This is a genomic window from Spirosoma montaniterrae, assembly GCF_001988955.1.
GTDB classification, from domain to species: Bacteria; Bacteroidota; Bacteroidia; order Cytophagales; family Spirosomataceae; genus Spirosoma; species Spirosoma montaniterrae.
On sequence record NZ_CP014263.1, the window covers coordinates 2,026,100 to 2,040,557 of the forward strand.

General features: G+C 52.2%; 9 protein-coding genes and 1 pseudogene. 6 read left to right on the plus strand and 4 right to left on the minus strand.

The window, feature by feature from the left end; all coding sequences use genetic code 11:
• Positions 1-321: 321 nt before the first annotated feature.
• From AWR27_RS08890 to AWR27_RS08905, 4 genes and pseudogenes are all read right to left on the minus strand, one after another.
• Positions 322-573: pseudogene (locus AWR27_RS08890) on the minus strand (acetyl-CoA carboxylase carboxyl transferase subunit alpha); the annotation flags it as partial.
• 192 nt (positions 574-765) lie between these two features.
• The gene (locus tag AWR27_RS08895; protein WP_077130847.1) at positions 766-1,530 is read right to left on the minus strand and encodes an SDR family NAD(P)-dependent oxidoreductase; all 765 of its coding nucleotides are present in this window, start codon (positions 1,528-1,530) and stop codon (positions 766-768) included.
• 123 nt (positions 1,531-1,653) lie between these two features.
• The gene (locus AWR27_RS08900; RefSeq protein ID WP_077130848.1) at positions 1,654-2,040 is read right to left on the minus strand and encodes a hypothetical protein; all 387 of its coding nucleotides are present in this window, start codon (positions 2,038-2,040) and stop codon (positions 1,654-1,656) included.
• Positions 2,041-2,120: 80 nt separating this feature from the next.
• Positions 2,121-2,663 (minus strand): NUDIX hydrolase, encoded by a 543-nt coding sequence (locus AWR27_RS08905; protein ID WP_077130849.1) that lies wholly within the window; start codon positions 2,661-2,663, stop codon positions 2,121-2,123.
• A gap of 70 nt (positions 2,664-2,733) precedes the next feature.
• Between AWR27_RS08905 and AWR27_RS08910 the strand changes: the two genes are divergently transcribed.
• From AWR27_RS08910 to AWR27_RS08935, 6 genes are all read left to right on the plus strand, one after another.
• A complete protein-coding gene (locus AWR27_RS08910; protein WP_077130850.1) occupies positions 2,734-3,633 on the plus strand; it encodes a DUF2911 domain-containing protein in 900 nt (299 codons plus the stop codon).
• Positions 3,634-3,859: 226 nt separating this feature from the next.
• The gene (locus AWR27_RS08915; RefSeq protein ID WP_077130851.1) at positions 3,860-6,256 is read left to right on the plus strand and encodes an ABC transporter permease; all 2,397 of its coding nucleotides are present in this window, start codon (positions 3,860-3,862) and stop codon (positions 6,254-6,256) included.
• 125 nt (positions 6,257-6,381) lie between these two features.
• On the plus strand, positions 6,382-8,775 hold the full coding sequence (locus tag AWR27_RS08920) for an ABC transporter permease (protein WP_077130852.1): 2,394 nt from the start codon (positions 6,382-6,384) through the stop codon (positions 8,773-8,775).
• 109 nt (positions 8,776-8,884) lie between these two features.
• A complete protein-coding gene (locus AWR27_RS08925; RefSeq protein ID WP_077130853.1) occupies positions 8,885-11,287 on the plus strand; it encodes an ABC transporter permease in 2,403 nt (800 codons plus the stop codon).
• Between the two features lie 148 nt (positions 11,288-11,435).
• On the plus strand, positions 11,436-11,774 hold the full coding sequence (locus AWR27_RS08930; protein WP_077130854.1) for a PadR family transcriptional regulator: 339 nt from the start codon (positions 11,436-11,438) through the stop codon (positions 11,772-11,774).
• Entirely contained in the window at positions 11,771-14,455 is a 2,685-nt protein-coding gene (locus tag AWR27_RS08935) for an ABC transporter permease (RefSeq protein WP_083732799.1), read from the plus strand. The genes AWR27_RS08930 and AWR27_RS08935 overlap by 4 nt, the downstream gene beginning before the upstream one ends.
• The last annotated feature ends 3 nt before the right edge of the window (positions 14,456-14,458 follow it).

The following is a 14,458-nucleotide window of genomic DNA, read 5'->3' on the forward strand; positions in this document are numbered from 1 at the left end:
AAAACAGTATCAAGCGAACATAACACCTACCGCCAACATAGGTTTGTGACAAGTGGATCTGACAGAAATTATTGAACATTCGTAAGTAACTCAACGTCAGCAATTTACACTGGAAGATATTCCAGCCGATGAGTCCTCACCCACCTGCCACAACCCCCAAAAGCTGTCAACGAATAGCTATATTATCCTAACTTAGCAAAGAACACCCCACATTGGTTGAAGCGATACAGCAGACAACTGTATACCGTTTGGAATGCAGTCTACTGCGCTCCAAACGGTATTTCGGAAAGAATGGCTGAATTTTCCCGACACAAGCCAAGCTTATTCGAGGACAACGCCCATATCGCAAAACTTCTCGATGCGCTGATTGATGCGCTCTTCCGGCGTCAGGGCGTTGAGTTCGGCGAGGGTATCGAGAATAACGGTCTTGAGTTGGTGAGCCATTGCCACGTGGTCGTTGTGTGCTCCGCCGAGAGGTTCGTCAACGATGCCATCGATGAGTCGGGCCGTTTTCATGTCTCGGGCCGTAAGTTTCAGGGCTTCGGCGGCCTGTTCTTTAAAATTCCAGCCACGACTCCGCTAACGTCAGCACTGCTGCTTTGCGCCAGTTTCCTGGTTTCTTCCAGCCGCGCTTCGAGGTCGGCATAGGCTTTTCAAAATTGGGCGGCTACGCTTCAGCAGTTGACGATATTGTTCAGTGAACGGGTGAAAAGCTACATCACCATCTGAAACGATGACACACCTCATCGAAGAACATTTCCTTTCTTATGCGGCTGTCTGACCGCCATCGACTGTAAACTGACCACCTGTCAAAAACGATGCATCATCTGAAGCGAGAAACAAAACTAACTTCGATACGTCGGTTTCCTCGGCGTAGCGTTGAAGCGGAATAGCTTTGGCAAACTGCTCCTTAGCCTGAGCCGCCCCACCCGGTGCAAAGCCTTCTTCGAGCGAGCGCATCATTCGATTATCGACCGGCGAGGGGTGTACGGTATTGACCCGAATGTTATCGGCGGCTCCTTCCAAAGCAGCAACCTTCATCAGGCCGACTACGGCGTGTTTGCTGGTGACATAGGCCGATACGTTGGGAGTGCCGCGCAGACCCGCCACCGATGACGTGATGATAACACTGCCACCCCCGCCCTGTTTCATAATCGGCATTACGTATTTCAGGCCCAGCCATACACCCAGTACATTGACAGACAGTACTTTCTGAAAGATATCTTCGGGATAATCGACGAGTGGCTTCACAATACCTTCGATACCCGCATTATTGAAAAATATGTCTACACCACCCATTTTATCGGCGGCTGCTTTGGCATATGCCTCTACTTCGTCGGCCTTTGTTACATCGGCTTTTGCGTAGTGAGCGCGGTCGCCGAGTTCGTTGGCAACCGCCTGAAGTTTCTCTTCGTCAAGGTCAACGAGTAATACTGTTGCGCCTTCTTCCAAAAAAAGTTTGGCCGTGGTCTTTCCAATTCCGCCCGATCCACCGGTAATAATAACTCGTTTTCCCTGAAAGCGATTCATAATTCTGTTGAGTTTGGTACTACTAACCCAACAGAATGAATAGCGTATTGTTTGATAAAGATCGGCAGACATAAAAAAGCCACCCCGGCTGGGATGGCTTTTCGACGGGACCACAACGATTGGTTAGTCACCAATCGTTGTTTCAACCATCTTGCCTTTGCGCTTACCGGCGATAGCGGCATTGTTAGTAGCCGACTGCGCCGGACGCTGCATTTTATAGTTACGCTCGGCCACGTCGGTCGAGGGTGTATGCTCTACAGTGACGCCACCAGCAGGTTGTTGGGCCGGAGTTTGCCGCTTGTAGTTAGCCACGCTGGCATCGCCCGGTTTTGGCTGTTGTACGGCCACGCCTTTGTTGGCTTCCCACTGCCGGGCTGTAGCTGCTTTGTTGGCATGCTTGTAGTTGGCGGTCGAATAGGTATGATCGTTTCGCTTGTTATCCTGAGCCATCGTACAGCTTGTCAGTGCCAGTAAACATAGCACGGCTAAGGTGAAGATTGATTTTTTCATGGCCTTTACTGTGGTTTTGTTGTTGGGCAAATGTATAGTACACTTACCAAATATAAAAACACAAAAAAGTACTACTATGTTTATAGTTTTGCATATATTTTACTCCGTATTCGGGAAAAAGCAGAATCGTTGGTATAGAAATCGGCTTCATCAAGAGAAAACCATCGGATATTTTTAATTTCTGTAGAAAAGCCAAATTTTTCTCTTGTATTAGAAACAAACAAAAAACGCACGTCATAGTGCAAATGTTCGGGCACGTCACCCCGCGCCGGAATCGTGTGTACGTCAACATCGAAAATCTGCTGGCTGGCGAACTGCAACTGAGTCAGTCCGGTTTCTTCCTGCGCTTCGCGAAGAGCTACGGCGGCTACGTCGGGGTCGCCATCGGCATGACCGCCGGGTTGCAGCCACCGGTCGAGTTTGCGGTGATGAATGAGTAGCATCTGCGCGTAGTCGGGGCTGACAATAAAGGCCGAGCCGGTAACGTGACCAATCAGCAACGACCGCTCAAAACAGTCGGGGTGCTTTTCTACGAAGGCAATGGTTGCCTCGGTCATGGCGCGTTCGTGGGTATCGGCGGGTGTGTGCTGACGGAGTAAGGTCAGCAGGGGCAGTCGATGCATAAAAAGCGTTGGTTTTTATGGGGTAAAAGGCGCAATTTCGCGGTCGAATCACAATTCAAAAACAAAAACCATGCGTAAGCTCGTACTTAGTGGCGTCACGCTGTGCTTAGTAGCTCAGTTGGCTACCGCCCAGATTAAACTCCCCTCACCCAGCCCGGCGGCTACCATCATGCAGACCGTTGGTACTACCGACCTGACCGTAAAATACTCGCGCCCGAGTCTGAAAGGCCGCACGCCGTTCACCGATGCTTTTGTACCGCTCGGCAAAGTGTGGCGTACAGGTGCCAATCAGGCCACGGCGTTCACCACTACCACCGACCTGATGGTAAATGGCAAAACGCTGCCCGCTGGCACATATGCTATTATGTCGATTCCGACCGAGAACGACTGGACGCTGATTTTCAACAAGAACACCAGCGTATCGGAGCAGTCGTACAAACAGGAAGAAGACGCCCTGCGCGTATCGATTCAACCCACCGAGACCAATGAGAAAGCGGAAACGTTCACCATCGGTTTCGGCGACCTGACCGACAGCACAGCCACGATGAGTTTTATGTGGGCCAACTACAAAGCCACGGCCAACTTAGCCGTAAATACCGCTGCCAATGCAGCCGCCAATGTTGACAAAGCCGTAGCCGAAAAACCCGACGACGCGGCTGTTTTACAGGCCGCTGCCAGCTACAACCTCTCGAAAGGTCGTAATCTCGAACAGTCGCTGGGCATGATCGACAAGGCTATTGCGGCTAAAGAAACGTTCCGCAACCTGTTCGTGAAAGCGCAGTTGCTGGGTAAGATGGGTAAGTTCACCGAAGCCCTGCCCGTAGCGCAGAAAGCTCTCTCGCTCGGCCAAACCTCGAACGACGCAGCCTTCCCGTTCTTCAAAGACGGCATCGAAAAGAGTATTGCTGAATACACCAGCAAACTGCCCGCCATGCCTGCGCTGAAAGGTAAAAAAGGCAAGAAAGCGTAAAGAGCAGATTAGTTTATCAGGCGCAACGCCCGCTGGTGAAAGCCGGGGGCGTTGCTGTTTTCAGGCATTGCCGTGCGTCCATCCCCGGACATTTACTGTACGATTTCGGACGCTTCCTTTTCCATTATCATTCGGCAACTGCGACAGAACGCCTTTTTCGAGGTTGGCAGGTTGTTTGCTCACCTTCCGTAAGGGACCGAATTAATTCGGCTCCTTACGGAAAGCTATGCTCCAGAACTACCTCAAAATCGCCGTTCGGAATCTCTGGCGGAACCCGCTGTATAGCCTGCTCAATCTGGGCGGGCTGGCCCTGAGTACGGCCTGCTGTCTGCTTATTGCACTCTATGTGTATGACGAATGGAGTTACGACCGGCATTACCGCGACGCGTCGCGGATTTTTCGGGTGGTCGAACGGCAGCAGCAACCCGACGGTGTGTATGACGTAGCCGCAACACCCGGCCCGTTGGCACCGTCGCTCAAGGCCACCATGCCCGACGTGGTCGAAGCCGGGCGGATTGGTCGCTGGAATGGTTTGCTGCGGTATGGCAGACAAGTTTATGAAGAGAAAAGTCTGTTCTTCGCGGATAACGGCTTACTTCAACTCTTCAATTTCCCATTTTTAAAGGGCAACCCCGCCACAGCCCTGACCCGCCCCGACGAACTGGTGCTGACCGAGACAGCCGCCCGGCGTTATTTCGGGGCTAACTGGCAACAAAATCCGAAGGTAATCGGAGCTACGTTGCGACTTAACAACGAGCGCGACTACCGGGTAGTGGGCGTACTGCGCGATCTGCCCACCAATACCCACCTGCGATTCGATGTACTGCTGTCGTTCAAAAACGTAGAACTCGATAAGTCGAGTTATAGCTGGGACTGGAATAGCTACCATACCTACGTGCGGATGCGCCCCAACTGGTCGGGCGACCGGGCCGACTTTGGTCAGAAGCTAACAGCCCTGTACGTCCGAAATAACCCTACGAGCAAAAACACGCTCAGTCCACAACCGCTCACCGACATTCATCTATATTCTGATTTTGCCTTCAACACCGACTGGGGGCAGCGTGGCAGCATTTTCTACGTTCGGCTGTTTGCTACCGTCGGGCTGATTGTGCTGCTGATTGCCTGCGTCAACTTCATCAACTTAGCCACAGCCCGTTCGATGCAACGCGCCCGTGAGGTGGGCGTTCGCAAAACGATTGGTGCCCATCGGCGGCATCTGATTTTCCAGTTTCTGGGCGAGTCATTTTTGCTGACGGGCATAGCCGTTGGCCTGGCTCTGCTACTGGCAAGTGGGCTGATGCCGCTCTTTAACGACCTGACCGGCAAAACGCTGACGCTGGACGTAAGCCGGCTCTCATTCTGGGTTGCGCTGGTGTTGCTGACTGGTTTGATTGGCCTGTTGGCCGGTGCCTATCCGGCGTTTCTGCTCTCGTCCTTTCAGCCCGCTACCGTGTTAAAAGGAGCTATCACGGTGCGGGCGGGCGTCACCTTCCGGCAGGTGCTGGTCGTGGGGCAATTCGCCTTGTCTCTTATACTAATTATAAGCAGTGTTTTGATTTACAGGCAGTTGGTTTATATTCAACAGAAAGACCTCGGATTCGATAAATCGCAATTGTTGTATGCTAGGATGGCTGGTGCGCTGCGATTCAAAGCGGCTGAGTTTAAGCAGGAACTGTTGCGGCAGTCAGGCATCGAATCGGCTGCGGCCACCACAGCAACGCTGGTCGACGTAGCGAATGAATCGGACATTGAGTGGGAAGGGCGGCAGGGCCGGATCGAGCGCGTCAGGACTGACTTTTTCATCACCCAAATGAACATCGACCCCGATTTCACAAAGACGGTGGGCATGAAAGTAGCGCGGGGGAGCAACTTCAGGCCCAAAGCCGCTACGGATACCAATCAAACCTACCTGATCAACGAAACAGCGGCCCGGCGCATGGGCTACACCGTAGAGTCGGCTATTGGCAAGCGGGTAAAATTCTGGGGTAAAGTCGGCCCGATTGTTGGCGTAGTGCGCGATTTTCATTTCCGCCCACTAAACGTCCCGATTCAGCCGTTCATTTTCCGCTACGCGCCCGACAATCCGTACTTCCAGCTTTTGGTGAAAACCCGCCCTGGACAAACGGCCACCGTACTACGCCATATCGAACAGCTTTACAAACAATACGAAAAAGAAAGTCCGTTACACTACGGCTTTGTCGATCAGGAATTGGACCAGCAGTACCAGCGTGAACAGCGCACCGGGCGCATCGTACTCTATTTTTCAGGGCTGGCCGTGCTGATTTCGTGTCTGGGCCTGTTCGGGCTGGCCGCGTTCACTGCCGAACAGCGCACCAAAGAAATTGGCATCCGTAAAGTACTGGGGGCCAGCGTTGCCAGCATCGTAGCCCTGCTCTCCAAAGATTTCCTGAAATTGGTAGGGGTGTCTATCCTGATTGCTTCGCCCTTAGCCTGGTATGCTATGAACCGCTGGTTAGCCGATTTTGCGTATCGTATTGATATTGAGTGGTGGGTGTTCGCCCTGGCGGGAGTGCTGGCGGTAGGTATCGCCCTGCTGACGGTGAGCTTCCAGAGCATCAAAGCCGCCCTGATGAACCCGGTGAAAAGTTTGCGGAGTGAATAGCGTAGAGACGGAAGATGTTCCGTCTCCCTCGCGTCAGCCATACACCTGCGTCAGCCATACATTAAAAAACCATCCGGCGTGGAGACGGAACATCTTCCGTCTCTACACGGCAATCCCCTACAACCATGTTCCGAAACTATTTCAAAATCGCTTTTCGTAGTCTTTGGAAAAACCGTGTTTATAGCGGTATCAACGTTGTTGGCCTGGCGGTGGGGCTGGCAGCTTGCCTGCTCATTACGCTCTACGTAGCCGACGAACTCAGCTACGACCGTTACCACAAACGCGCCGACCGTATCTATCGAGTGGTTCATCGGGCAACGTGGGAAGGCGGCAGCATGAACCTCGCGCCCACCTCGGCTCCCTACGCGCCGACGCTCAAACAGACGTACCCCGAGATTGAACAGGCCGTGCGTATACTGCCTGAAGGCGGGGGAATCATTCAGTACGGTACTACCAAAGTTGAGGCCGAAGACATCGCCTTTGCCGACCAGAATCTGTTTCAGGTGTTCAGTTATTCGTTTCTGCACGGCGACCCCAACATGGCCCTCAGCAAGCCTCATTCAATTGTTCTTACGCAAACATTGGCTGCCCGCCTGTTTGGCGATGTAGCCAGTGCTATGAGTAAAACTGTACTGTTTGAGAACAACTTTCCGAATGTGGTAACAGGAATTATCAGCGACATGCCCGCCAATTCGCACGCCCGGTTCAGTGCCCTGCGTTCCTTCTCGACGGGTTTCACGAGCGGATGGCAGCAATTCAATCTACACACGTACCTACTCTTGCAGGAAGGGGCTGACCCGAAAAAAGTAGAAGCTAAATTCCCGGCTTTCTTCGAGCGGTACATCAAGCCCGAAGTGGGGAATGTTGCCTATGAGATGAGCCTACAACCGCTCACGTTTATTCACCTGCGTTCCAACCTGGATTATGAATTAAGCCCCAACGGCAGCTACCGCACGGTATCGGTATTTGCCATTATTGCGGGTTTGATTTTGTTGCTGGCCGGGATCAACTACATCAATTTAGCCACAGCCCGCTCGTCCATCCGGTTGCGCGAGGTGGGCGTTCGGAAGGCAGTGGGGTCAGGGCGGGGCCAACTGGCAGGGCTTTTTCTGATTGAAACATCACTGCTGACAGTATTGGCCACTACGTTGGGCGTTGGGCTGGCCTACGCGCTGATGCCTTTCTTCAATCAGCTTACGGGCAAAGAACTATCTATGTGGCGATTCGGGACAGGATATAGTATGCTAATTTTGGTCGGATTTGCCGTGATAACGAGCCTGTTGAGCGGTACGTATCCGGCACTGTTTTTGTCGGGGTCGCGCACCGTAGCGGCCCTGCGCGGCCAGATGGGCAGTCAATTGGCGACGATTATGTTTCGGAAGTCACTCGTTACGTTTCAGTTCGCCATTACGGTCGCGCTCATAGCCGCGTCGGGCATCATCTACCAGCAATTGCAGTTCGCGATGAATAAATCGCTTGGTTTCAACAAAGACCAGGTGCTGACCTTCCATCTGCACGACGATGAAACGCGCACTAAAATTCCGGTCCTTAAAGCCAAACTGCTACAAAGCCCGCTCATTGAGGACGTTGCAGTAGCGAGCAATCCTATCGGTACGAACAACTTAGGCGGGGGTGGCTATTATTTTGAGATTGACGGTAAAATGACAACGTCGTCTAAAATCATCCACAGCATCATGGTAGACGGCGACTTCTTGAAAACGATGGAAATTGGCTTAGTGGAGGGCCGGAGTTTTTCGAATACCATCCCCGCCGACCGCTATAATGCCATTCTGGTCAATGAAACGTTGGTGAAGGAACTGGGCTGGAAAGACCCAATTGGCAAACGGGTAAAGTTCTACGTCGATGACAAGGGTACGCAGGCCGAACGCCGGGTAGTGGGCATAGTGAAGGACTTCCATACCCATTCGCTACAACACAAAATTGAACCGCTGGCTTTGCAGATGCCCCCCTCTGCCGACGAGCAGGACAACGTGTATATCAGAATAAGGGCGGGCCAAACGGAAGCCGCGTTAGCATTCATCCAGAAAACATATGAGCAGTTTGAACCGGGCGGGGTATTCGACTACCAGTTTCTGGACCAGAATTTTGCCCGACAATACACCAATGAGCAGAACCAAAATAATCTACTCCTGATCTTCACGGCCTTAGCCATTTTCATTGCCTGCCTCGGTCTCTTTGGCCTCGTCACGTTCACTGCCGAACAGCGCACCAAAGAAATTGGTGTTCGAAAAGTGCTGGGAGCCAGCGTAATCAGCATCGTAGCCTTGCTCTCAAAAGAGTTTTTGAAATTAGTGCTGATCGCCATCATGATTGCATCACCTTTAGCCTGGTATGCCATGAATCGTTGGCTACAAGGTTTTGCCTACAAGATCGACATTTCGTGGTGGATGTTCGTGCTGGCGGGTCTGCTGGCGGTGGGCATTGCCCTGCTGACGGTGAGCTTCCAGAGCATCAAAGCCGCCCTGATGAACCCGGTGAAGAGTTTGCGAAGCGAATAGCGTAGAGACGGAACATCTTCCGTCTCCCTCGCGTCAGCCATACATTAAAAAAACCATCCGGCGGGGAGACGGAACATCTTCCGTCTCTACACGGCACTCCCCTACAACCATGCTACGAAACTATTTCAAAATCGCCTGGCGGAATCTTCTCCGCAACAAAACCTATTCTTTCATTAACATTGGCGGGCTGGCCGTAGGCATGGCCGTCGCGATACTCATTGGCCTGTGGATTTACGACGAGCTATCGTTCAACAAATACCACCAGAATTATGACCGCATTGCGCAGGTTAGGGAGCATGGTATTCGGGAAGACGGGAAACACTATTCAAACACATCGCTCCCATACCCGCTGGCAACTGAATTAAAAACCAGCTATCAACGCTTCTTTAAACACATTCTGATTGCTAATGATCCAGGCGAGTATATCCTAACTACCGGTGAAACGAAACTAACCCAAAAAGGTCAATTTATTGAAGCAGGTGCCCCCGAAATGCTCACCTTGACAATGCTTAAAGGCTCTTGGGCCGGGTTGACTGATCCACACTCAATTTTGCTTTCCGCATCGGCTGCTACCGCATTGTTTGGCGACGCAGACCCAATTGATAAACCCGTCAAAATCAACGCGGATATGGAAGCTAAAGTGACAGGAGTTTATCTGGACTTACCTCATAATTCGGAGTTTCACCCGATAAAATTCTTCGCTCCGTTCGACTTGTGGACTTCGGCAAACCCCTGGGTGAGAGAACAGCAGTGGAATAACTGGTTTCTTTCTGTATATGCTCAAGTTCAGACGAACGTAGACTTCGATAAGGTTTCTGCTATCATTAAAGATATTGAAATTAACCAGATCAAGAACCTGAAAGACAGGCAGGAGCAGGTGGCCCGCCAGCCGCAAATAGCGTTACTCCCAATGAGTCGGTGGCATCTGTATGGCAGTTATTACGTTGATGATAACGGGCCGGTACAAATGGTTTGGCTCATTGGTTTGATTGGTGCATTTGTATTGCTGTTGGCCTGCATCAATTTTATGAATCTGAGTACGGCTCGTTCAGTGAAGCGAGCACAAGAAGTAGGTATTCGTAAAGCGGTGGGTTCGTTGCGCGGGCAATTAATGAGTCAATTTTTCAGTGAGTCGTTTTTAGTCGTTTTATTGGCCTTTATGTTATCGTTATCGCTGGTTGGCATTTCGTTGCCGTGGTTCAATGATATTGCTGCCAAGCAACTGACCGTCCCCTGGACCGCTTCTCCCTTCTGGCTGGCGTGTGTTCTGTTTGTTCTGGCGACCGGATTTTTAGCAGGGAGTTATCCAGCATTTTATCTATCTTCATTTCAGCCAGTTAAGGTTCTCAAAGGAGTCGTCATACAGGGGCGTTTTGCGGCTCTTCCCCGAAAGCTCCTGATTGTGTTGCAGTTCACCGTTTCGGTAACGTTGATAATTGTCACTCTCCTCGTTTACCGGCAGATTCAACACGCTAAAAATCGCCCAATCGGATACGACAAAGCGGGCCTGGTGATGGTCGAGAAAAAAACGGCTGATTTTAACGACAAGCAGCAGTTGCTCCGAAGTGAATTGAAAAATACGGGCGTGGTGGTCGAGGTGGCTGAATCAAGGAGTTCGCCGACTGGCATTACAATGTGGAACGGCGGTTTTTCGCGAAAAGGTATTGCTTTCGACTGTCCAAACGGGTGCGGCACCCTGCCAGTCAGCCCCGAATACGGTCAAACAGTAGGCTGGCAATTTGTGGCAGGCCGAGATTTCAGCAAAGCATTGGCGACCGATTCATTGGGGTTTATCATAAACGAGTCATTCGCCAAACTGCTTGAGCTAAAAACACCCGTCGGTGAGCAGGTTACGTGGGGTCCTGGGCAGCGGCTGCCAAAAACGTATACTGTTTTAGGAGTAGTGAAAGACATGGTTGCCCTGTCGCCTTACAAGCCGACCATCCCAACTGTTTTCTTTTTAGAAGACAATTATAACTGGATAAATATCCGGCTCAATCCTGCCATAAGTGCCAGCGAAGCGTTGCCGAAAATTGAGGCTGTTTTCAAGAAGATTATTCCAACGGCTCCCTTCGATTACAAGTTTGCCGATCAGGAATATGCCGCCAAGTTTGCTGCTGAGGAGCGCATCGGTAATCTCGCTTTGGTCTTCACCGTCCTCGCCGTTCTCATTTCCTGCCTGGGTTTGTTCGGGCTGGCGTCGTTTATGGCTGAAGCCCGGACTAAAGAAATTGGGGTGCGTAAAGTACTGGGAGCCAGTGTGCTGAACCTGTGGGGGTTACTCTCCAAAGATTTCGTCATACTGGTCATTATCTCCTTCTTCATCGCCACGCCCATTGCGTATTATTTCCTCTCGAACTGGCTTCAGAAATACGAGTACCGCACGGAGCTGTCGTGGTGGATTTTTGCCGTCTCAGGTGCGGGCGCGTTGGTAATCACGTTATTGACCATCTCATTCCAGAGCGTGAAAGCCGCCCTGATGAATCCGGTGAAGAGTTTGCGGACGGAGTAGGGGCCTGTCCTGAACCGTACACATACTGTCCGGTAATGGACAATTCAAAACGGTTTTTTCTGAGCAGAAAGCCTTTTCTGAGCAGGAGAGGCCGTTTTGCGTTATTGGCAACCTATTTGCTCAGCAAAAATAGAGTTAATAAGAAATCATGAAACGAACCTACTTAGGCGAGTTTGAAGAGATTGTGCTGCTACTGGTGGTAAGTATGGATGGCGAAGCCTACGGCGTCGGCCTTACGCACAAGCTGAACGAGGAAACCGACCGCTCGGTACGGCTCAATCAGGTCCATGCGGCCCTGCACCGGTTGCAAGAGAAAGGCATGGTGGCCTCGCGGCTGGGCGATCCCACGCCCGAACGCGGGGGCCGACGCAAGTTGCTGTTCACCGTAACGGCCTATGGCTACCGGACCTTGCAGGACATCAAAGTGATGCGGGCACAACTGTGGAACGCCGTACCTACCACACCCAAACTCGCCATTGGCTTATGAAACCAAGCCCGCCCCGCCTTGCCGACCGCCTGCTGGAATGGTTCGTAGCTCCGCACCGGCTGGAAGCCTTGCAGGGCGACCTGCACGAGGAGTTCGCCTACCAGGTCGGGCGAATGGGTGTTCGGCGGGCGCGGTGGCAGTATTGGCGCGACGTGCTGGGGTTTATGCGGCCCTGGGTGGTGAAACGTAAAGCGAACGAATATCCTAATCCAACAAATACGGACATGATCCAGAATCATCTGAAAATCGCCTGGCGGAGCATACTGCGGCATCGAAGTTTTACCGGCCTGAATGTGCTGGGCCTGAGTGTAGGCATAGCCGCAGCCCTTTTGTTGTTCATGACGGTACGTTACGAACTCAGCTTCGATACGTTTCACCCGGAACACGACCGAATTTACCGTGTCGTTCGCGAGCAGTTTCTGACGAACGGCGACAGAGACGTAACGCCGGGAAATCCGTTGCCAGTGGCAGACGCCCTTAAAACCGACGTCGCTCAGTTCGAAAACGTTGTTTCGGTTTTCGGAACGCTCGATCCGCAGGTGACGGTGCTTGGCAGCGATCCCAAAACAACCAACGCAACGACCAAATTCCTGGAAGATGACGAGGGCATGATTGTGGGGCCGGAATTTTTCCGGCTGTTCAACTTCCCCTGGCTCATCGGTCGGCCCGACGCGCTGACGCAACCGAACGTAGTGGCTCTGTCGAAAACGTTTGCGGAGAAGTATTTTGGCAGCCCACAACAGGCGATGGGCAAGTTTCTGCGTATCAACAAACACACGACCATGCGCGTAGTAGGTGTGCTGGCCGATGCGCCCCCCAACACGTCTTTCCCCATGAATTTGGTAATCTCGTATGCCACGAAGAAAGCCGACAAAGGTGAGCGGTTTGGCTTCGGCTCCTTTGACGATTGGGGCAGTACGTCGAGCCAGGACCAGATTTTTGTTCGGTTGCCGCGCAACCTCCCGGTAGCTTCGGCCAACGCACTGCTGGAGAAGTTCTCGCGCAAACACTACGATGGGCGAGATGAAAGCAAAAAGACGCATTTTCTCAGTCCACTGGCCGATCTGCACCACGATAACCGGTTCGATACGTTTACGACCAAAGTTGCCGTCGTCCCCTTCCAACGTATCTGGAATCTGGCTTTGGTGGGTGGTCTATTGTTACTGATGGCCTGCGTCAACTTCGTCAATATTGCTTCAGCACTGGCGACCCGCCGAGCTAAAGAAGTGAGTGTTCGGAAAGTGTTGGGCAGTCAGAAAAGCCAGTTGGTCGGGCAGTTTCTCACCGAGACCTTCCTGATGGTGCTGGCATCGCTGATGCTGGGCATTGGGCTGGCCTATGTTGCCCTGCCGCTACTAAACACGCTGTTCGCTATTCCGGCGGATGCTTCACTGTATTTCAAGCCGGAACTGGGGCTGGCCCTGCTGGGGTTGCTGGTTTTGCTCACGTTGCTGGCGGGACTGTATCCGGCCTTAGTACTATCGTCGTTTTCTCCGCTCGACGTATTTCGGAAGCGGGTAGCACGCGGTTGGCTACGTGGCATTTCGGTACGCCAAAGTCTGATTGTGTTCCAGTTTGCAACGGCGTTAGTGCTTATAATCAGCACGGTCATCAACCTAAGGCAGATGAACTACCTGAGCCGGATGGACACGGGCTTTAGCAAGGAAGGCGTGTTCAACTTCGGCATGGATACCGAATACCGCACCCGAAACGCGACCTTGCGTAATGAACTCCTACGGGTGCCCGGCGTTTCCGCCGTTACGTTTTCATCGGACGTTCCCTCGTCCGACAGCCGGTGGCAAAGCACATTTGCCTTTGCCAATCTCTCGAAAGATGAGGACTTTACCGCATCCATGAAGATGGCCGATGGCAACTACTTTACAACGCACGGAATAACCTTTGTGGCGGGTGCATCCTACGCGGTCGGTGATACGTTGCCTAAGTTCGTGGCCAACGAAACGCTGCTCAAAAAGCTGGGTGTGAAGAATCCGGCGTCGGTTATTGGCCGAAACCTACGATTAGGTGATGTTACCGGCCCCATTGTGGGCGTTGTAAAAGACTTTCATACGAACTCGGCGCGAGACGACGGAGGGCCGCGCACCAGGGGAATCCAGCCGCTGCTGCTTACGCCGTCCGATAAGTTCTATTATGCGGGCAGCGTGAAAATTCGTTCGCAAAATCTGCCGCAAACAGTGGAGCGTATCAAGGCTGTTTACGCCCGTGTTTTCCCCGAAGTAGCCTTTACGGGTCGTTTTTATGAGGATGCCTTGAATGCCTACTACAAAGCCGAGCAACAGATGGGTCTGCTGTACCGCGTCTTCGCCGGACTAACGATCTTCATTGCCTGCTTAGGTCTGTTTGGTTTGGCTGCATTCACGGCAGAACAACGCACCAAAGAAATCGGGGTACGTAAAGTGCTGGGTGCATCGGTAGCTGGTATCGTTGCTCTGTTAAGCAAAGATTTTCTCAAACTCGTACTGGTTGCCGTTCTCATTGCCTCGCCTATTGCGTGGTATCTGATGAATGGATGGCTCCAGGATTTCACGTACCGTATCAATATCGACTGGTGGGTGTTCGCGCTGGCGGGCTTGCTGGCGGTGAGTATCGCGTTACTGACGGTGAGCTTCCAGAGCGTGAAAGCCGCCCTGATGAATCCGGTGAAGAGTTTACGGAGTGAATAACAG